The organism is Martelella sp. FOR1707, assembly GCF_053484265.1.
Genome location: NZ_JBAKFP010000003.1, coordinates 116,300 through 136,268, shown reverse-complemented (window position 1 = coordinate 136,268; position 19,969 = coordinate 116,300). Strand labels below are relative to the sequence as shown.

Annotated in this window: 18 protein-coding genes; 3 read left to right on the top strand and 15 right to left on the bottom strand. The window is 64.0% G+C overall.

Translation table 11 applies throughout. The annotated features are described in order from the left end of the window. The gene (locus tag V6765_RS08570; RefSeq protein ID WP_448427747.1) at positions 1–183 is read left to right on the top strand and encodes a TRAP transporter large permease subunit; all 183 of its coding nucleotides are present in this window, start codon (positions 1–3) and stop codon (positions 181–183) included. Here V6765_RS08570 and V6765_RS08565 read toward each other — a convergent pair. The 12 genes from V6765_RS08565 to V6765_RS08510 all read right to left on the bottom strand — a co-directional run bounded on the left by V6765_RS08565 (position 158) and on the right by V6765_RS08510 (position 15,161). Then, positions 158–1,738, bottom strand: coding sequence for an ABC transporter substrate-binding protein (locus V6765_RS08565; RefSeq protein ID WP_448427745.1), 1,581 nt, complete (start codon positions 1,736–1,738; stop codon positions 158–160). The genes V6765_RS08570 and V6765_RS08565 overlap by 26 nt on opposite strands. Before the next feature lie 29 nt (positions 1,739–1,767). After that, positions 1,768–2,877 carry a DUF917 domain-containing protein gene (locus V6765_RS08560; protein ID WP_448427743.1) on the bottom strand — a complete coding sequence of 370 codons (1,110 nt, stop codon included), beginning with the start codon at positions 2,875–2,877 and terminating at the stop codon, positions 1,768–1,770. 4 nt (positions 2,878–2,881) lie between these two features. Beyond that, complete coding sequence (locus V6765_RS08555) at positions 2,882–4,009, bottom strand: DUF917 domain-containing protein (RefSeq protein WP_448427741.1); 1,128 nt, start codon at positions 4,007–4,009, stop codon at positions 2,882–2,884. Further along, positions 4,002–5,561 carry a hydantoinase/oxoprolinase N-terminal domain-containing protein gene (locus V6765_RS08550; RefSeq protein ID WP_448427739.1) on the bottom strand — a complete coding sequence of 520 codons (1,560 nt, stop codon included), beginning with the start codon at positions 5,559–5,561 and terminating at the stop codon, positions 4,002–4,004. Before V6765_RS08550 ends, V6765_RS08555 begins: the two co-directional genes overlap by 8 nt. 53 nt (positions 5,562–5,614) lie before the next feature. Continuing rightward, complete coding sequence (locus V6765_RS08545; RefSeq protein WP_448427737.1) at positions 5,615–7,297, bottom strand: ATP-binding cassette domain-containing protein; 1,683 nt, start codon at positions 7,295–7,297, stop codon at positions 5,615–5,617. 3 nt (positions 7,298–7,300) lie between these two features. Then, entirely contained in the window at positions 7,301–8,161 is an 861-nt protein-coding gene (locus V6765_RS08540) for an ABC transporter permease (RefSeq protein WP_448427735.1), read from the bottom strand. Next, positions 8,158–9,189, bottom strand: a complete 1,032-nt coding sequence (locus tag V6765_RS08535; RefSeq protein WP_448427733.1) for an ABC transporter permease — start codon at positions 9,187–9,189, stop codon at positions 8,158–8,160. The genes V6765_RS08540 and V6765_RS08535 overlap by 4 nt, the downstream gene beginning before the upstream one ends. Positions 9,190–9,383: 194 nt before the next feature. Then, on the bottom strand, positions 9,384–11,738 hold the full coding sequence (locus tag V6765_RS08530; protein ID WP_448427731.1) for a LuxR C-terminal-related transcriptional regulator: 2,355 nt from the start codon (positions 11,736–11,738) through the stop codon (positions 9,384–9,386). A gap of 238 nt (positions 11,739–11,976) precedes the next feature. After that, entirely contained in the window at positions 11,977–13,083 is a 1,107-nt protein-coding gene (locus V6765_RS08525) for an NAD(P)/FAD-dependent oxidoreductase (RefSeq protein WP_448427729.1), read from the bottom strand. Then, complete coding sequence (locus V6765_RS08520) at positions 13,073–14,482, bottom strand: FAD/NAD(P)-dependent oxidoreductase (RefSeq protein ID WP_448427727.1); 1,410 nt, start codon at positions 14,480–14,482, stop codon at positions 13,073–13,075. The genes V6765_RS08525 and V6765_RS08520 overlap by 11 nt, the downstream gene beginning before the upstream one ends. After that, positions 14,479–14,790 carry a (2Fe-2S)-binding protein gene (locus V6765_RS08515; RefSeq protein ID WP_448427725.1) on the bottom strand — a complete coding sequence of 104 codons (312 nt, stop codon included), beginning with the start codon at positions 14,788–14,790 and terminating at the stop codon, positions 14,479–14,481. Before V6765_RS08515 ends, V6765_RS08520 begins: the two co-directional genes overlap by 4 nt. A 26-nt stretch (positions 14,791–14,816) precedes the next feature. Beyond that, a complete protein-coding gene (locus V6765_RS08510; RefSeq protein ID WP_448427723.1) occupies positions 14,817–15,161 on the bottom strand; it encodes a RidA family protein in 345 nt (114 codons plus the stop codon). 249 nt (positions 15,162–15,410) lie between these two features. Here V6765_RS08510 and V6765_RS08505 point away from each other — a divergent pair, with 249 nt between their 5' ends. Both V6765_RS08505 and V6765_RS08500 read left to right on the top strand, forming a co-directional pair. Beyond that, the gene (locus V6765_RS08505; protein WP_448427721.1) at positions 15,411–16,406 is read left to right on the top strand and encodes an ornithine cyclodeaminase family protein; all 996 of its coding nucleotides are present in this window, start codon (positions 15,411–15,413) and stop codon (positions 16,404–16,406) included. Between the two features lie 10 nt (positions 16,407–16,416). After that, positions 16,417–17,565, top strand: a complete 1,149-nt coding sequence (locus V6765_RS08500) for an aminotransferase class V-fold PLP-dependent enzyme (protein WP_448427719.1) — start codon at positions 16,417–16,419, stop codon at positions 17,563–17,565. Positions 17,566–17,574: 9 nt separating this feature from the next. Here the strand turns inward: V6765_RS08500 and V6765_RS08495 are convergent, their stop codons facing one another. Genes V6765_RS08495 through V6765_RS08485 form a run of 3 tightly spaced genes read right to left on the bottom strand, consistent with a single transcriptional unit; the run spans position 17,575 to position 19,969 of the window. After that, positions 17,575–18,540, bottom strand: coding sequence for a LysR substrate-binding domain-containing protein (locus V6765_RS08495; RefSeq protein WP_448427717.1), 966 nt, complete (start codon positions 18,538–18,540; stop codon positions 17,575–17,577). A 23-nt stretch (positions 18,541–18,563) separates the two neighbouring features. After that, positions 18,564–19,250 (bottom strand): ABC transporter permease, encoded by a 687-nt coding sequence (locus tag V6765_RS08490; RefSeq protein ID WP_448427715.1) that lies wholly within the window; start codon positions 19,248–19,250, stop codon positions 18,564–18,566. After that, positions 19,247–19,969, bottom strand: a complete 723-nt coding sequence (locus tag V6765_RS08485) for an ABC transporter permease (RefSeq protein ID WP_448427713.1) — start codon at positions 19,967–19,969, stop codon at positions 19,247–19,249. Before V6765_RS08485 ends, V6765_RS08490 begins: the two co-directional genes overlap by 4 nt.

Here is a 19,969-nt window from a genome sequence, read left to right as displayed (position 1 = left end):
ATGCTGTTCGGCGCAATGTCGGGCTCCCCGCCTGCAACGGTCGCCGCCACCGGCGCCATGGCAATCCCGCTCCTGACCAAGCAGGGCTCTCGAAGAGTTGCCATGCTGTACCCGCTTCCAGTTGAAGGTCTGAAGCTGGGCCGCCATCATTGTCAGACTACTCGGCGCTGCAATTCCAGGTGAAGCGCGAGAAGTCGGTGTCCCAGCTCATCATCGGCACGAATTCATAGCCCTGGAGGCAGTCGCTTGCGGCATAGCGGCGGTTTTCGACGAGCAGGAAGACATCGGGCTGGAGATCGACGATCTTGTGCTGCAGCTCCTTGTAGATGTCGTTCTGCTTGTCGACCTCCGTGGTGGTGCGGGCCTCATCGATCAGCGTGTCGATTTCCGGGTTCTGTAGCCACTCCATCGACGCCCAGGTTCCGGCGGCCTCCGAGTCATACTGGACGTAGAACACGCTGTCGGGTGAGGGGTAGCTCGGGCCGTTGAAGACCTGGGTCGTGTTCGGGGTGGTGTCCGGCTCACTGGCAAGCTCGGTGATCCGGTTCCACGGTTCTGGGCGGACATCGAGCGTGATGCCGATCTGTTCGAGATTGGCCTGCATCAGCAGCGCGATGTCTTCCTCGAAGGAGAGGCCGGCCACATAGGAATGGGTCAGCGTGATGTCCTGCCCGGCATATTTCGACTTGGCCAGTTCTTCCTTGGCCTTTTCGAGATTGTATTCGGGTGCGGGCAGGTCATCGGGATAGGCATCGGCAAAGGCCGGCGCCATCGGGCCTGACAGCGGCGAGCCGGGATAGATCGCTTCGCGGATCGTGTCGTAATCCGTTGCATAGGCGATTGCCCGGCGGACATGGATATCGTCGGTCGGCGGCAGCTTGGTGTTCATCTTGATGTAGAGGGCGGTCGCCGTCGGCGTCTCGATGATCTTGTAGCCATCCATCGCGCCGATTGCGTTGTAGGTCTCGGATGCCTGAGCGTTCGACGACATGCCAAGTTCGCCCTTGGTCGCGAGCGCCTTCACGGTTGCTTCGTCATTGGTGATGACGAAGCGGATTTCGTCGATCGGGCGGCCGCGGTCCCAACCGGCATGGTAGTCGTCGTAGCGGGCAACCACCATTTGCGAACCGCGATTCCAGTCAGCGAGCATATAGGGACCGGCGCCGATGCTGTGGTTGGCGATATAGTCGCTCGCCCATTCCTCATCGCTGTTGGCCTTTGCCGCGTCCTCGTTGACGACGAGAATGAGCGGGGTGGTGGTCAGGAACGGGGCGTAGACCTTGGTCAGGCCAATTTCCACCGTCTGGCTGTCGACGGCCTTCAGCTTTTCGGGATCGATCAGCTTGGAAAACAGATAGGACGGGCCTTCGTTGATGGAGAGCAGCCGCTTCAGCGTGTACACGACATCGGAAGCCTCGACCGGCGAACCATCCTGGAAGGTGGCGCCGTCCTTCAGCTTGAACGTGTAGGTGAGATTGTCGTCGGAAACGGTCCAGCTTTCGGCGAGCTGGGGAATGATGGAGCCGTCGCCGGCCACCGTCGTCAGCCCGTCATAGAGGTTCACGGCCGCCATGTATTCGGTGTAGTCGTTGATGCGGGCCGGGTCGATGGTGCCGAACACCTGGGTGGCGTTCACCACGATCGAGACCTTGTCGTCTTGAGCGCGGGCTGGCGTCAGGGCCGTCGTTGCCGTGGCCGCCAAAGCCAGCCCCGCGATTGCAAGCATTTTCCGTGTCATTACAAGTTCCTCTCTCTTATGAGCTTTATTCAGTCCTGGTTTAAGCTTTTGTTATTGTTGATCTCTTCGACAGGCGCGTAAGCATGGTCGTAGCCGAAATAGGAAGGCCCGACGAGGCTCAGCCCCGCATGGCTGCGCCATTTCGGATCGGCCGGCAGGCCGGTGATTTCGATCAACAGGCCGTAGCGCATCTGTTCGGTGGTGACCGGCATGCCGGCATCGGCGTCGAGCGCGCAGATCAGGTCCGGCGTCGTCGCCAGAACGGCGCCGGTGTCATCGCGGGCGACGAGAAACTCGTTCTGGAAATCGATGCTGAACTGGCGTCCGGCAAAGGCGTCCGTGCCCTTGATGATGGCGCGGCCGCGGGCAAAGCCGCCGACCGTCTTGCGCTCGATATCGCTCACCCGGCCGGTGAACAGGTGATGACCTGAAAACCGCTTGCGGAGCGCCGCGCCCGGGTGGCGATGGGCCTTACGTTCGGCCATCAGCGTCTCGCCGATCTCGCGGATCATCGTCATCGTGCCGGGCAGGATGCTGTCGCGCATCTGCTCGCCGGTCATCGAATAGGCGGCGACCAGCGCCGCGCCGCCCATCTGCACGGCGTCGGCGCGGGCCAGCCGCTCGGTCCAGAGGTTGTCGACGGCGTTGATCAGGACGGAATTGCCCTTGTCATCGGCCAGCACCAGCGGCGTCGCGCTGATGCCCGACATGGTGAAGGAGACCATTTGCAGTTCGGGAAAGGCGCGGCCCATGCCATCGCCGTCGATCAGCGGCAGGCCGGTCGCCGCCGCCACGGCGAAGGGGATCGTCGAGTTGAGCCCGCCCGCTTCCACGCACATCAGCGCGGTCGCCTTTTTGCCGAGATAGGTTTCGAGCTGGTCGAGCGCCGCCATGATCTCCGCGCCGCTCGGAAGCTTTTCCAGCATCACGGTCGGCGCGCCCATCATGAACACCGGCACGCAGAGGTCGTCGTCGCCGACATCGGCCGGATCGATCAGCGTCACCGGACCGTTTTCGGTGAGCGCCGCGCGCGCCATCAGTTTGCCGATATAGGGATCGCCGCCGCCGCCGGTTCCGAGAAAGGCACCGCCGAGCGCGATGGCGTCGAGGTCGTCGGCCGTTATCAGTGTCTTCGCCATATCCTCAGCCTCCCGCGACCGGTCTGTAGACGATGTCGGGAAAGCCGAAGGCCTTCGGTCCGACGACTTCGAGCGCTGCCGGCGACTGCAAGAGCGGATGGCAGGGCAAGGCGAGGATCGCCACGCGCTGGCCGTAGCGCAGCATTTCGGTGGTGATGGCGTGGCCGCTGTCTATGTCGAGCACGACGATCAGGTCGGGAACGGAGACTTCTACCTCGCCCTCATGGGTGAAGACCAGATTCTCGTTCTGGATCAGGACCGATGCGTCCTCGCCGTGGTGGCTGTCGATGCCGGAGAGCATGGCTTCGCCAACCACGAAGCCGCCGCGCAGGTGGCGTTTCAGATCGGTGATTTTGCCCGAGAACACATGCCGGCCGTTCTCCCGTTCGCAGATGGCAGCAATCGGATCGCTGTGCCGGCGCTTGGCGTCGATGACCGCACGGCCGAGCGAGACCGCCTGGGTGTAGGAGTTCGGGATCGCGAACTTCTTCAGGAACGACCCGGCCATCGGCGCGGCGGCCAGGTCCGAACCGCCGCCCTGGGCCACCACGCAGGCCCGCGCCATGCGCTCGTGAAAGAGTTCCGTCACGGCATGCTTGAAGATCACGATATTGCCGTGCACGTCGCACATCACGCTCGGCGTTGAGGTGTGGCCGTAGATCGAATAGGTGGTCATCTGCATTTCGGGAAAGGCGCGGCCCATGCCGTCGCAATCGACCACCGGAAGGCCGGTCATTCCGCCGACGATCAGCGGTTCCATGGCATTGGAGCCTCCGATTTCCTCGCAGACGATCAGGTCGACCGGAAAACCCTGCATCTCCTCGATCGCCCGCACGCAACGCAGGCCCTCGCGGCCCTCGCGGATGCGCTCATAGCCGACCACCGGCGCGCCGATGCCGCCGAGCGAAACACAACAGGCCTCGTCCGGCACCTTGTCCAGCGGCAGCACGGAGAGGGTAAACCCGTCGTCGATCGCCTGACGCGCCCTGAGCTTGCCGACATAGGGGTTGCCGCCGCCGCCCGTGCCGAGAATGGCCGAGCCGATTTCCAGCGCCTCGATATCCTCGCGATCCAGAACCCAGATGTCGGCGGGATCATATTCGAATTTCGAGCGTGTGACGGTCTCAGGCATTCATGCCTCCCATCTCTCCGACGACCTTGACGTGAATGCGCGTCGCATTGCCCGGCAAATAGGCGAGCGGCACGTCCTCGCGCTCAATCACCTCGATCGTGCCAGCGACGGCGCCTGCGGCGATGGCCTTTTCGGTCGCCTCCTTCTCGGCCTCGGCGAGGCAGAGCTCGCGGGTCAGGCCGTTTTCGAGCGCATAGACGCGGTCGACCTCGCCGGAGATCTGGGCGATGGCCGCACCGACGGCATTGGCGACGGCGAAGTTTTCCGGGCGGATGACCTCGAGATCGCCGAGCCGGTCCGGCATCAGGATCGAACCGCCGCCCACCGCGATCACCGGGATCGGTTCGGGCGACATGCGGCTGCGCTCGACGGCGTTTTCGAGAAGCGCGATAATTTCGGCTTCTGCAGCCTTCGCAAATGCAGGATCAACGTCTTCGACCTTTTCAGCATCGCCAACGCTGGCCTTGCCGAGCGCGACGGCGATATCCGTCGCTGTCAGCGTCTCGCCGCCGAAGACCTTTGCCTCCTTGGTGATGCGGTAGCCGGTCGATTGCGGGCCGACGGTGACCTTGCCAGTGTGATCCTTTCTGACGAGCGAGCCGCCGCCGAGACCGATCGAGAACACATCCGGCATGCGGAAATTGGTGCGGACCCCGCCAACATCGACAACCGTCGCCGCCTGGCGCGGAAAGCCGAGATGCAGCGATCCGACATCGCTGGTGGTGCCGCCGATATCGACCACGATCGCCTCGCGCACGCCGGTGAGGAAGGCAGCACCCCGCATCGAATTGGTCGGCCCGGATGCGAAGGTGAGAACGGGGAAGTTGCGGACGGTGTCGGCGGCCATCAGCGTGCCGTCGTTCTGGGTGATGAAGAACGGGCAGGTCAGGCCCGCATCGGCCAGCGCCTTGGCAAAGGCGCTGACGGTGCGGTCGGCGAGCGACAACAGGCTGGCATTCATGATCGCGGCACTTTCGCGCTCCAGAAGGCCGATGCGCCCGATATCGGTGGAAAGCACCACCGGCAGGCCGGGGCAATGCTTCTCGATCAGCGCCTTGGCCTGCTTTTCCATCGTGTCATTGATCGGCGCGAAGACGCAGGTGATGGCGGCGGCCTTGATATCGTTGTCGCGGATTTCGCCGGCAATGCGGGCAATCTCGGCCTCATCGAGGGGAGAGATCTCGCGGCCGTCAAACTCATAGCCGCCCTTGACCAGATAGCCGTGATTGCCAACGACGCCCTTCAGGTCTTCCGGCCAGTCGACCATCGGCGGCAGGCAGGCCGTTGCCGGCAGGCCGAGGCGGATCGCGGCCACCTTGTTGAGGTGCCGGCGTTCGATCACGGCATTGGTAAAGTGGGTGGTGCCGATCATGACGTTGCCGATCCTGGCACGGTCGATGCCCGCCTTGCCGATCGCGCCTTCCAGCGCCGCGATCACGCCGCTCGTGACATCCTCCGTGGTCGCTGCCTTGACGCCCGAGAGCACCTTGTTGCCTTCCATCACCACGGCGTCGGTATTCGTGCCGCCGACATCAATTCCCAGTCGATACACGGGATCGTCTCCTTGTCTTTCCGGCGCCTGGGGCGCGCGGTCCTGCCATTGTCTTATCCGTCCTGCTCACCGGTGCTCTGCACCAGAAAGCGGGCGCGGTCTTCAGCGCTGACCTTCGGCTTCTCGGCCTCTTCCGCGTCACTCAGGACCGGAATGGCCGCGATCAGCGCGCGGGTATAGGGGTGTTCGGGGTTTGCGAAGACATCGGCCGTCAGGCCCTGTTCGATGATTTCGCCCTTCAGCATGATGGCGATGCGCGAGCAGAAATTGCGCATCAGCGAGAGGTCATGGCTGATGATCACATAGGTGAGGCCAAGCTCCTCCCGCAGGGCCAAGAGCAGGTCGATCACCGTCTTCTGCACCGAAACGTCGAGCGCCGATGTCGGCTCATCGAGAATGATGATGCGCGGGTCGGCGGCAAGCGCACGGGCGATGGCGACGCGCTGCTTCTGCCCGCCGGAAAGCTCGTGCGGATATTTGGAGAGAAAGCTCTCCGGCAGCCGCACCAGCGCCATCAGCTCTTTCTTGCGCGCCTCCGCCGCCGTGCGCTCATAGCCGCCATAGCGAAGCGGCACGGAGAGCGTCTGCGACACCGTGCGCTTCGGGTTGAGCGAGGTTCCAGGGTTCTGATAGACGATCTGGGTCAGGCGGCGGGGATCGGCCCCTTCCGCCGCCGAACCGACGCGGATGGTGCCGGACGTCGGCTTGACGAGACGCATGACCATGCGGGCGACCGTGGTCTTGCCGGACCCGCTTTCGCCCGCAAGCCCGAAGACCTCGCCCTCGGCGACCGCGAGATTGACCGATTTTGCGGCATGGTGGCCCGGACCGCGGGAAAACAGCAGACCCTTCGACTGGTAGACCTTGTCGACGTTTTCAAGCGTGACGATCGGTGCCTTTGCGCTTGCCGGCTGATTGACGACGCGCGGCCCGTAAAGCGGCGGTACGGCATCCATCAGGTCGCTTGTATAGACCTCTTTCGGCCGGGTGAAGACCTCCGACAGCGTGCCCTGTTCGACGATCTCGCCGTGGCGCATCACCAGCACCCGGTCGGCCGTCTGGCGGACGACGCCGAGATTGTGGGTGATCATCAGCAGCGACAGGCCTTCGTCATCGACGAGACGATTGATCAGCTTCAGGATTTCGTCCTGGGTGGTGACGTCGAGCGCGGTCCCCGGTTCGTCGGCAATCAGCAGTTCCGGCTGGTGCAGCAGCGAAAGCGCGATCAGCACGCGCTGGCGCATGCCGCCGGAAAGTTCGTTCGGCCAGGTCGCGAAAATCCGCTCCGGATCGGCAAGCTGAACGCGGCGGAGAACGTTGAAGATCCGCTTCCTGCGCTCGGCGGCACTGCTGATCACGGCGTTGCGCCGGTCGGCATAATAGAGCACGTCGTCCAGAAGCCTGCCGACTTTGAAGACCGGATTGAACGAGGACAGCGGGTCCTGCATGATGATCGAGAAGGCAGTGCCCTTCAGCCCTTCCCGCTCCCGGGGCGGCATCGAAAACACGCTCGCGCCGCGATAGGCAATATCGCCGCTTTCGATCACGGCATTGTCGGGGAGCGTGCCGAGGATCGCCTTCGAGGTCACGGACTTGCCCGAGCCGGTCTCGCCGATCAGCGCCACGCGCTCGCCGGCGGCGATCTCGAAGCCGACATCCTTCAGCACATGGTTGCGGCGGCCATAGCCGGTAAAGGCGATGTTCAGATTTTCGACCTTGAGAAGGGGGGTGGCCATGTCTTACGCCTCCACGTCGAACATGTCGCGCAGCCCGTCGCCCAGCAGGTTGAAGCCGAGCGTGGCGTAGAAGATGGCGAAGCCGGGGGCGAGCACTTCCCACCATTTCTCCGGCAGGAACTGGCGACCGTCGGCCACCATCGAGCCGAGATCGGGCGTTGGCGGCTTCACGCCGAAGCCGAGGAAGGAGAGCGTTGCGCCGAACAAGATGACGAAGGCGGCGTCGAGCGTCGTCTTGACCGAAATGACCGAGACGCAATTGGGCAGGATTTCGCGAAACAGGATATGCAGCGGACCGGCACCGGCAAGCCGCGACGCCTCGATGAAATCCTCGGTCGCGATCGACCGGGTGACGCGATAGACGAGGCGGGCGTGCCAGGTCCACCAGAGCAGGGTGATCGCGATCATCGCGTTGATCAGGTTCGGCTGGAGGATGTTGCCGATGGCAAGCGCCATGACCAGCGGCGGCATGGCGAGCATGACATTGGTGAACCCGGTGATGATCCGTTCCCACCAGCCGCCGAAATAACCGGAGACCATGCCGAGCACCGCGCCGACCGGCACGGAAATGCCGAGGACACCGACGACCAGCAGCAGCGAGACGCGAAAACCGAAGATCGTGCGCGAGAAGATGTCGCGGCCGGCCTTGTCGGTGCCGAACCAGTTGACGGCATTCGGGGCCACATGACGGTTGCGGAAATCGACGACGGCGCCGACATGGTCGGGAAACGGCGTGATCCAGGGCGCGACGGCCGCCATCAGCAGCACCGACAGCACGATCAGCCCGCCGATGACGGCGGCCGGATTGCGGCTGAAGCGATACCAGGTCATGTAGCCTGCGGAAAGGCCTGTCTGTTCACTCATTTTCCAGCCTCCCCAAGGCGCAGGCGCGGGTCGATGATGCTGACGACGATGTCAATGACGAGATTGGCGATGATGAAGAACACGCCGGAGACGAGCACCACGGCCATCAGCGCATTGAGATCCTTCTGCAGGATCGCCGTGAGGCCGTAAGAGGCAAAACCGCCCCAGGAAAACACCATCTCGACCACGAAGGCGTTGCCGATCAGCGAGGCGAATTCGAGCCCCATGATCGTCAGCGGCGCGATCGAGGACAGCTTCAGCAGATAGCGGAAGACGATCACCGGCTCTGGCACGCCGAAGGATTTCAGCGTCAGCACATGGTCGCGCCGGAGGTTGTCGATCATCGCCGAACGGGTGATGCGGGTGATCTGGCCGATGCCGGCCATGGCAAGGGCTGCGGCGGGCAGAGCGAGGTGGGCGAGCGCGCTCAGGAACACATCGCTGCGGCCGGCGAGCACGGCGTCGATCAGCAGAAAGCCGGTCGGCCCCGAAGGCGCGCCGAGATTGTAGTCGACCCGGCCGAGAATGGGCCATGAGGGAAAGAAACGGGCCGCGACAAGCTGCAGCGTGATCGCGAACAGAAAGGCCGGGATGGTGACGCCGACGAGCGAGAACAGCCGCCCGGCATTGTCGATCCAGCTGTTGCGATAGCGGGCGGTGATGACGCCGAGCGGGATGGCGAAGATCAGTTCGATGATCACCGTGGCGACGATCAGTTCAAGCGTTGCCGGCAGGAATTCCCTGATATCCCGGCTCACCGGATTGCCGGAGACGATCGAGTCCCCGAGATCGCCCTGAAGCGCCTTGCCGATATAGCGGCCATATTGCACGAGGATGGGCTGGTCGAGCCCCATGCGTTCGCGCAACTGGTCGACCTGTTCCTGCGTGGCGCTCGGGCCGAGCGTCATGCGGGCCGGGTCCCCCGGCACCACGCGGGCGAGCACGAAGATCATCAGCGACAGCACGAAAAGAACCAGCACAAAACCGGCAAGCCGCCTGACAAAAATCTCCAGATAGCGCAGGTGCATCGAATGCGCCGCTCCATAGCCTCGGCCCTGTCGGGGCCACTGTTCCCTTTATGCCGCCGACAATCGTGGGAGTGCTGGCGGTGATCTTATGGGTTCAGTCTGCGGGGCGGGAAAAGATGCGACAAGATAGAAAAGGTCTAGGTTTTTGAGAATAAAGGACAGGTATTGCGATGCTCGACCGGCTTGGCGGCGGGTCAGTGCAGCCAGTTACGCGCCCGCGCCACCGCGATAGCCTCGCGGCGTTTTGTACAGCCGAGCTTGCGGTAAAGATTGGTCAGGTGGAATTTGACCGTCGATTCCGAAATGCCGAGCCGGCCGGCGATAAACTTGTTGGAGGCGCCCTCGCAGATCATCAGCAGAATGCGCACCTCACGACGCGATAGCCCCGATTCCTGCTCGATCGTGCGGCCCTTGATGCCGGTTTCGGACAACCGTTTCATGATGCGGCGGGCGGGGCCGGCCGCCGAGACAAAGCCCTCGATGCGGCTGTCGCCCATCAGCTCGCCGAGAAACCGGCGTTCTTCCTGAAGCGGCGCGATCGTGCCGGTGCGCGCAGCATCGTCGAACATGCGCTGCAGCACCGCGCGGGCTTCCGTCGCCCGGCCGGTCCGTTTCAGCACGAAGGCCAACCATATCTGAAGCGCGCGCCGCTGGCGGCCGGTCACCCTTTCATTGGCAATCATGGCGCTGATCTGGCGGTCGAGATAGGCCCGTTCCGGCCGCTCATGGACGATCTGCCGGAGCCAGGCGAAAGCCACCTCGATCTCATCGTGCATCGAAAGCCGGGCGAGATCGTCAAGTGCTGCCTCGACCCAGGTGCGGTTGATCCGCATCTGCATGGCGGAAAGGGTCGCGGCGGCATCGTTCCAGCGATTGCCGTTCTGCATCACCAGCGCGGCGCGGATTTCGATCATGAAGCGCAACTGGCGGTCGTGCGACTGGTGGAGACGCCAGCGATCCAGAAAGCCGAGCGCGGATATCGTTGAAAAATGTTCGCTGAGCGCCTGGCTGCCGTAATGAAGCGCGAATTCGACAAGGCTTGGCCAGGTTTCCGATTGCGCGAAGGTATCGAATTCATGGTTGATGAAGGCGATCAGCACGTGCGGGCGGCCGTCCTCATAGGCATGGCAGGCCTCGATCAGCCGCAGGATCCGCGCGTCGGCAGGGCTTTGGAAGCCGACCTCTGCCATAAACCGCCGGGCTTCGGCGATGCGGCTGCCGGCGCCGGTGGCGTCGCCCGAAAGCAGCCGGATCACCGCCTGGTGGACGCAGATATAGAATACAAGCAGCGGGACGCCGGCGGCACGATAGCTCGAAAACGCCTGCGCTGCGGCCATTTCGGCCTCGTTGAAGCGGCGCTGGCGGATATAGAATTCAAGCACGGCATTATAGAATGAACCGCGCAGCAGCGCCGCCTCCAGCGGCAATTCGTCGAGATAGTCGTAAAGCCGCTCGAACATGGCGTCGGTGATGACGATATCCTCATAGATCAGCATCACCAGCCGGAAGCCCTTGAACGACAGGGAGTAAGGCGCGCCGCCCGCAAAGACGGCCATGGGGTCGAGGCTCTGCCGACCGAATCTGTCCGCGATCAGCTTCTTCGCCCGTCCCGTCTCGCCGGCCTTGAGCGCCCGCATGGCATTGGCGATCACCACGGTCTCGTTATCGGCCGAAATTTCGGGGCTGAAGCCCGAAAGCACGCGGGCATACGCTGCCGGCCCATCGATATGTATGTAGAAAACCCCGCCCGCCTCGGCAAAAAGGCGGACCGCCGGTTCCTCCATCCCGGCGGACTGGAGCGCGGATATGGCCTTTTCAGTGTGGCCCGACTGATGGAGCGCGCGGGCAAGCGGCGTCGCCGCCTCGAAGCGCTCCATGCGCCGCCCGATCTCCTCATTGGCCGCCGCGCGCACGATTCCGCGCAGATCACCATTGGTGCAGGCGGCGCGGGCGCCGTCAGCCGTGCGTTCGACAAAAGGCAGGAACGGCAGCGCGACGGCGCTCCCCGCAATTGCGTGGCCGTTGAACAAGCGCCAGAGGGTCGCAAGTTGCGGCGCCGTCAGCGCACGCAGGATTTCGAAACCGATATAGGCTTTGAACTGAGCCCGCTTGGCCGGATCATCAAGATCGACGCCGCAAAGAACTGGCCAGCCGCATTGATAGCGCCGTGCCGGATCGCCTTCGGGCAGCAGCAGGTCATGCTCGTCGAGCGAAAGGGCTTCACCGTGGAGGATCAAGCGCTCTATCCCCGGCACATCGGTTCCGGGCCGGCGGGCAATGACGACCCGCTCGAAACGTTCGAAGAGCGCTTCGTCGAAGGCGATGGTTTCGGCCCCGGAGGGGATATCCCACAGAAATGTCCGCCCGGCAGTTTGAACCGGTTCCCGTGTCGCGCACACGGCGACATCGAGCGCCCTTGAAAGGTCCCTCAGGAGCAGGCTCTTGCCCATGCCGGCGCCGGCGGTGATGACGACGAACCTGCAGGCGCTGGCGATCACCTGGCGTGCGACCATGTCGATGTGCGCCACATTCGCCGTCTCGCCGTCCATGTCCACCTTGCTTTCATTTTGAGAAACCAGCGCCGGGCGGGGGTCACAACCAGGTCATGCCGTTGCCGTATTCTTCAACGGGCGCATTGCGCGTTCGTCGCCGCAATAGAGCGTTTGTCGACGATTGTGTTCACCTGTGTCAATCAAGGTAGCTTTTCTACCGAAGAATCAGCCTGTCATTCGGCACCGTGCCGGTGCTTTCATGGTCCTTTCCGGGCAGAAAGGCGCCCGGCTTCACCTATCGCCGGTCTGAAAACCGCGCCAGTGAAAACGGCGCCATTGCTTCAGGAATTGCGCCTTCCGCGAGCCAGCCGGCGCTTTCATAGGCGTGGAGCGCGGCAAGCGATACGCCGCTGTGGCAGGTGATCAGGAAGGCGCCGGGGACGACTTCCTCGTAGGCGGGCGCCGCATCGGGCGTGATGATGCGCAGCGCCGACCAGCTTCGCACGATCCGGACATTTTCCAGGAACGGGAAGAAGAACATCGAATCGGCGGCGATCCTTGTGGTGACGTCGAAGGTGGTGCCGAGGTCGTACCCCGCCTCTTCCTCCCAGCTTCCGCCGATCATCAGCGTGCCGTCGCCAGTGCCCCGGACCTGTTCGATCGCATAATCGAGCTTCATCGGCACACGCTCGGTTACGAGCACTTGGCCGCGCACCGGTTCAAGCGGGATACTGACGCCCAGCATGTCGCCGAGACTGGCATTGCCGAGGCCGGCGGCCAGCGCAATGCGCCCGGCGACAACCTCGCCGCGCGCGGTCTTCAGCACGAATTTTTCGCCCCGCCGGGTGATGTCGAGCACGCCGCTATTGCCGAGCGCCCGGCCGCCGCGCCTCTGATAGGCGCGATGGAAGGCCTGGAGCAGTCGCAGCGGATTGGCCTGGCCGTCATAGCGCGAATAGCTGGCGCCCGGCACATCGGGACCGATCTCGGGGACCAGCCGTCGCAGCCCGGCATTGTCGACAATATCGTAGTCGTAATCGCCTTCATGGCGCGACTGGATGGTCGCCAGATTGGCCGCGCGCATTGCAAGCTCCTCGGGCGTGCGGCAGAGGTACAGCCCGCCATTCTGTACCAGTTCAACATCGATGCCGGTCTCTGCCAGAAGCTGGTCGGAAAGCGCCGGCCAGCGCGAGACCGCATGCATTGCCCAGTTGCTGTAGGCGGGCAGTCCAAGCCCCTTGGCCTGCACCCAAACAAGGCCGAAATTGCCGCGGCTAGCGCGGATCGCATCGTCGCCTTCGTCGAGCACGACATTGTCGACGCCACGCAGAGAGAGGCCGTAGCCGAGCGCGATGCCGACCAGCCCGCCGCCGATGACCGCGACGTCCGTTTCAAGCTGCATGGTGGGCCTCGTCCTGATTGTCTTTATCGCGGCTTTTCGCCATCTCGCCGACCGTCACCGGTTTCAGCGGGAAGCGCACGTGATAGGCGCCCACATCGGCGGGGGAAGTGTGGCGTTCCTGCGCGATCAGGCCGGTGACGATCGACCCGCAGACGCGACCCTGGCACGGCCCCATGCCGGCCCGGGTGAAGGCCTTGGCCTGGGCAGGGCCGGTTGCGCCGTCGCGCACCGCCTGCCGCATGGTGCCGGCGCTGACGGCCTCGCAGCGGCACACAAGCGTCGCGTCAGAAAGCGGGGCAGCAGCAATGCGCGGCGGATAGAGCGTATCAAGGAAAGGTCGGAAGGCGCGCTCGCGTTTCATCACGGCATGTGCCGCAGTGATGGCGGCGCGGCCGGTGTCATCAAGCATGCCGGCCCGTTCCAGGATCCGGCCGACGGCGATTTCGGCGGAGGCGGGCGCGGCGATCGCGCCGTTGATGGTCGCGCCATCGCCGACGATAAAGACGCCGGCAAGGCTGGTTTCGCCGAAGCGATCGACGTCCGGGCGCAGGCAGTTCTGCCTGCTATCCCAGACATGCGCGCAGTTCAGCGCGCGTGAAAGCTGGGTATTGGGCATGACCCCTTCATGGGTCAGCAGCGTATCGACAGGCAAATCATGGCTGTTGCCGTTCGCGGTAAAGGTCACGGCCTCGACCCGCTCCTTGCCGAGCGCGCGCAGCGCCGAGACATCGCGATAGGTCTTGATGCCGGCCGCGCGGATGGCGCGTTGCATGGCGAGGCCTTTGGCGAGCTTTGCGCGGTTGGCAAACAGCGCCGGCAGATGGCGAGCGGCCACGGCCGCCGGGTTTTTCCTGGGCGCCGTATCGAGGATCGCGGAAATCTTCACGCCGAGATCGAGCAACTGGTTTGCGAACAGAAGCAGCAGCGGGCCGTTGCCGGCAAGCACGATCTTACCGTTGGGCGAGATGGCCGAAGATTTCAGCAGAAGCTGCGCCGCGCCGACGCCCATCACGCCGGGCAGCGTCCAGCCTTCGAAGGCGACGGGACGTTCCATCGCGCCGGTCGCGAGGATCAGGTTTTTGTAGGCAACGCGGCGGGAAGCACCGCTCACCGTGAAGCTTGCGAAACCGCCATGATCGCCGTGATCCACACGCCACAGAGTGGCTCCGAAATGGGCATCGACATCCGCCTTGCGGAAGCGGTCGATCAGGCTGGCGCCGGCAGCATAGTCGGGTCCGAGCCGATCCTTCAGCGGGCCATCCTCCAGGCCGCGATAAATCTGGCCGCCGGCGCTCGGTCGCTCGTCGATCAGGGTGACGGAAAGGCCGTGACGGGCGGCCATGCTGGCGGCCGCGATGCCGGCGGGACCGCCGCCGATGATGCAGAGATCACGCGTCATGCTTCGTCACTCTCCCGCAATGGCTGAACCGCGCGCTGGCGGCGGATGCGCATGCCGGGCTCGACCGTGCGCAGACAGCCTTGCTGATTGGCCACGCCATCGATCTCGATCAGGCATTCGAAGCAGATGCCCATCATGCAATAGGGTTCGCGCACCGCGCCCGAGACCGGGTTGCGCCGATAGGGGCCATCGTCCGCGAGCATCACTGCGGCGGCGACGGTATCGCCCTTGCGACAGGTCACCGACCGGCCGTCGATTTCCACGGTTACCGTCGCGCGCCGATCGGCGAGATTGATCTTGCTGAACACAGCATTCCTTTCCCGCTGCCCCGTCATCATGCGATCGCGACCGTGAACTGGATTTCGACCCGGATATCCGGCAGACCGAGAACGGCCTCGACTGTGGCGCGCGCCGGGGGAGCGTCGATCCAGGCCGTCCATGCCGCGTTCATCAGGTCGAAATCGCCGATATCGCGGAGCCAGATCGTGGCGGCGAGGACCGCATTGCGGGTAACGCCGAGCGTTTCGAGATAGCTGTCGGCCTTGGCGAGGATTTCCGCCGTCTGACCTTCGGCGTCCTTGCTGCGATCATCCGCCGTCAGCCCGGAGAAATAGGCGGTGTCGCCATGAACGACCACGCGCGAAAGCCGCGCGTTTGTATCAAAGCGTTGGATATGCATGCGCCCCTCATTTCACTTCTTTGCGTTCCGAACGGAAGCCGCGTTATGAGCTATTTTCTGGAACAGCCGGGCACGGGGCGCAAACAACCGCAACCTTCCGGCTTATAATCAATAGTTATGAAGGGAGGGGAGGCGGGCCGCGCTATAAGTTCGGCCGGTCAGGTCATGGCGATTTGTTATCAAGTTTGTCCGCCGGCCAAGGCAAGGCGATGCTATCTCTTGGGCAATGCGAATATTCGAGAGGTGTCTATGGCCGCAACGAAAGCGCCGCCATTGCTTGTGATCGACGGGGCAACCGCCGAGGCGCTGGTCACGCCTGAAGAGACGATCGCGCTGGCGGCAAGCGCGCTGAGAAAGACGTCCGACGGCAGCATCGCGCAGGATATCCGCCGCACCCTGGCGCTGCCGGGCATGGCCGGCACCTGCCTTTCCGTAATGGTCGCCGCCGACGGTCCGCAGGCTGGCGCCAAGGTGCAATCGGTCTATCCCGACAATTTCCGCCACGGCTTGCCATCCCATCAGGGCGGGGTGTTGCTGTTCGAGGGCGATCACGGCCATCCGGTGGCGCTGATCAACGCCCATGCGATCACCGGGCTCAGGACGCCTGCCGCGAGCGCCGCCGCTACCCGGGCGCTTGCTCAAGAGGATGCGTGCGAGCTTGCGGTCCTCGGCTATGGCGAGCAGGCCGACCGACATGTCGACGCCATTGCGCTGGTGCGCCCGCTTGCCCATGTCCGGGTCTGGGGCCGCGATCGGCGGAAGGCCGAAGCCTTCGCCCGCCGCCAGCGCGACAAGGGCATTGCGGCAACGGCCTATGACGCGGCGCGCGCGGCGGTGTCGGGGGCGGAGATCGTCTGCACCGTGACATCGGCCGCCGAACCGGTGCTGCACGGCGCATGGCTTTCGCCGGGCGCGCATGTGAACGCGGTGGGCGCGAGCGTCGCCGGCCTCAGGGAAATCGATGCCGACTGTGTGTTGCGCGCGAAGGTTTTCGTCGACTACATGCCGATGGCGCTTACCGCCGCATCTGATCTGATCGATCCGCTGGAGGCCGGCCTCATCGAGCGCGGCCATTTAAGGGGCGAGATCGGCGCGGTGTTTGCGGGCGATCTTCCCGGGCGCGAGAGCGATGACGAAATCACGCTCTACCGCTCCCTCGGCGTGCCGGCGCAGGATATCGAGCTTGCCCGTTTCATCTATCTCAGAGCCAGGGAACGCGGGTTTGGCGTGACCGTGACACTTTAGCGAGGACATCATGCTCGAATGCCAGAAACACCTGTTTTCGATCCCCGATCACATCAGCTATCTCGATGCGGCCTACATGTCGCCGATCCCGCGCATCGCCGAGGAGGCCGGTCGGGCGGGCACGGGGGTTAAGGCCGCGCCGTGGGACATGACGATCGGCAACTACTATGATGATGTCGAGGCAGCCCGTGCGCTGGCTGCGTTATTCATCGGCGCGACGGCGGATGATATCGCGGTGATCCCGGCGACCAGCTACGGCATCGCGGTGGCAGCGGCGAATGTCGCCGTTCCCGAGGGCGCGGCGATCATCATGATGGAAAACGAGCATACCTCGCATCGCTATGCCTGGTACGAACTGGCCCGAGCGCGTGGCGCAAAGGTCGTCACGGTTTCGCGACGCGCGGGAGAGGAATGGGGCGCGGCCCTCGTCGCGGCCATCCGCCATAGCGATGCCCCGGTCGCCGTGGTGGCGGGCACGATCCTGCACTGGTTCGAAGGCATGACGGTCGATATCGAGGCGGTCGCCGAGGCTGCGCACGAGGTCGGCGCGGCGCTGGTGATGGACGGCACCCAATGGGTTGGCGCAGTGCCCTTCGATGTCGCGCGGATCCAGCCGGATTTTCTGTCCTTCGCCACCTACAAGTTCCTGCTCGGGCCCTATCGGCTGGGTTTTCTTTATGCGTCCGAGAAATGGCAGAAGACGGGCCGGCCGATCGAGTTCCATTCATGGAACCGCGCCGGCGGCGAACGGCCCGATTTCTACCTGGAGACCATGCCCGGCTATCTCCCTGGCGCCCGCCGGTTCGACATGGGCGAACGCTCCGACTTTGCCGTGCTGCCCGTCGCGCTCAAGTCGATGGAACTGCTGCAAGGCTTGGGCGGCGCGGCCGTTCATGAGCGGCTTCTCCACCTCAACCGGTTGATCTGGGCGGAGGCGGAAGCCATGGGGCTCGGCGGGCCGGAGCCCGAAATGCGCGTCGGCCACATCGCCGTCATCGAGCTCGGCGAACGCTATCGCGACGGGCTCGCCGGCATGCTGAAGGAAAAGGGCGTCCACGTCACCGTGCGCGGCACGAAGATGCGGGTCTCTCCGCATATCTATAACGATGAGGACGATGTCCGAGCCTTGTTTGCAGCGCTCAAGACGGTGACGGCCTGAGCGCATCCCTCACGCCTGATCGCCTGGTGGGTTGCTGAGTTCGCCGATCTCGCGGTCGACCACATTCATGGTCTCCCGGGTCTTCTGGATCAGGTGCTCGATGAAGGTGTCGGCCACGGAGGAGGCGATCGTGCCCCATGGGCGGTAGACGCTGAGATTGACGTCGAGATGGGGGCGGAAATCGCGGATTTCGATCGCCTTGTCCCGCGCCATCCAGGCCGAGAGCCGGTCGATGACGGCAACGCCGACGCCCTCGGCAACGAGGTTGACGCAGGTATCCGAAAGCGCGGCCTCGAGCTTGGTGCGGCGCGTCACGCCCCGTTCCTTGCAGAGGTCGTCAAGCTGGCGGCGCATCCGGTCGCCGACGCCGAGGGAGACGAAATCCTGACCATCGAGATCGTCGACCTGGACCGCCGACAGGCGCGAAAGCGGATGCCCCTTCGGCATGATACAGACCGGCGGCGTCGCGACCAGCGAGCGGCGCACGACCGAGGGGCTTTCGTCATCCACTTCGGCCGCGACCGCCACGTCAAGCTGGTTGCGGCTGGTGCGCTGGACGATGGTGGCGGAGCTGCGGATATCGAGCGTGATCGAGACATCCGGATAGTCCCGTGTGAAGCTCGCGACGATCGAGGGCAGCAGCGTCAGGCCGAAGGCGGGCAACGCCGCGACATTCAGCCGTCCGCTCCTCAGTTCGCGGATTTCGCGCGCGGCGGTCGAAATGCCGCGCACGGATTCAAACACGCGCTTGACCTCGGCATAGAGCATATGCGCCTCCGGCGTCGGCACCAGCCTTTGGCGGTGGTTGCGAAACAGCGGAAAGCCGGTCTTGGCGGTGAGCTGCAGCAATATCTTGCTGACCGCCGGCTGAGTGATGTTGAGCGCATCGGCGGCCCTGGTGGTGGTGCCATGCAGCATGACGGCCGCGAATGTCTCGATCTCACGGGGCGTGAACTCGCCTTCATCCAGTATCACACGGGCCTCCGTTCATCAGCCGCTCAATGCGGCAAGGCTAGTCGCCTTTCGGTGAAATTGAAACCGGCGGTGATCACCCAGGCCAGCGCAAAATAGACGATTGCCGCGGCAAACAGCGGCTCATAGACCCGGAAGGTCTGCCAGCGCACCATGTTGGCCGCGCCCATCAGCTCGAAGACCGTGATGGTGGAGGCAAGTGCGGTGCCCTTGAGCAGCAGGATATTCTGGCCGCCGATGGAGGGCAGAGCAAGGCGCAGCGCCTGTGGTAGCAGGATGCTCAGGAATATCCGGGTCCTGGAAAGTCCGAGCGAACGCCCGGCCTCGGCCTGCCCCTTGGGAACGCCTTCGATCGCGCCGCGCCAGATCTCTCCGCAATAGGCCGCCGTGTTCAGCGACAGCGTGAAGAAGGCGTAGCCGTAGGCGCTGCGAAACAGCGGCCAGAAGGGGCTGTATCTGAGGGCCGGAATGCCGGCAAGGATTTGGCCGACGCCGAAATAGACCAGATAGAGCTGGACGAGCAACGGCGTGCCGCGAAAGGCGAGGATGAACGCCATCGCCGGATAGCGCAGCCATTTGTGCTTCGACATCCTCAAAAGCGCCACCGGCAGTGCCAGCACATTGCCGGCAAGTGCGGCCGTGAAGAAAAGCACGATCGTCGCCTGAACGCCGATGGCGAGTTGCTGGATCAGATAAAGGGTAAAGTCGCTCATCGTGGTCTCCACGCCTTGGAGTAGCGCTCTTCCAGCAGATGCAGCAGCAGCGTGGAGACGCCGGACATCACCAGAAAGATCACGGCGACGGCGCAATAGAACAGGAAATAGCGGTGGGTGGCCCCCGCCGCCATCTTGCCCGCCAACACCAGATCGGTGAAGCCGACGAGGCTCACCAGCGAGGTTTCCTTGAGCACGATCAGCCAGAGATTGCCGAGACCGGGCAGCGCCAGCGGGATCGCCTGCGGCAGCACGATCAGCCGGAAGTTCTGGCGCGGTGTGAGACCCAGCGCATAGCCGGCCTCAGACTGACCTTTGGCTACCGATACCAGCGCGCCGCGCAGCACCTCGGTGCTGTAGCCGCCCTGCACGATGCCGAGCGAGAAGGTTGCCGCCACGAAGCCGTTGACCTGGAATTCAGCCGCCAGGCCGGTCATCTGCAAGAGCGATGTCAGGGCGTTGGTGGCGGTGTAATAGACTAGAAAGATGATCAGAATTTCAGGGACCGAGCGGATCACCGAGGTGTAGAAATTGGCGATCGCGCGGGCGATCCTGTTGCCGGAGATCTTCGCCGCCGCGCCCATAAGGCCGAGAACGAGGCCGAGCAGATAGGCCGTGACCGAAAGCGACAGGCTGAGCCCCGCGCCCCAGAGCAGGGAGTCGCTCCAGCCGCGATCGCCGAAGCTGAGCAGCACCAACCAGGATGAATGGGAGTCCAT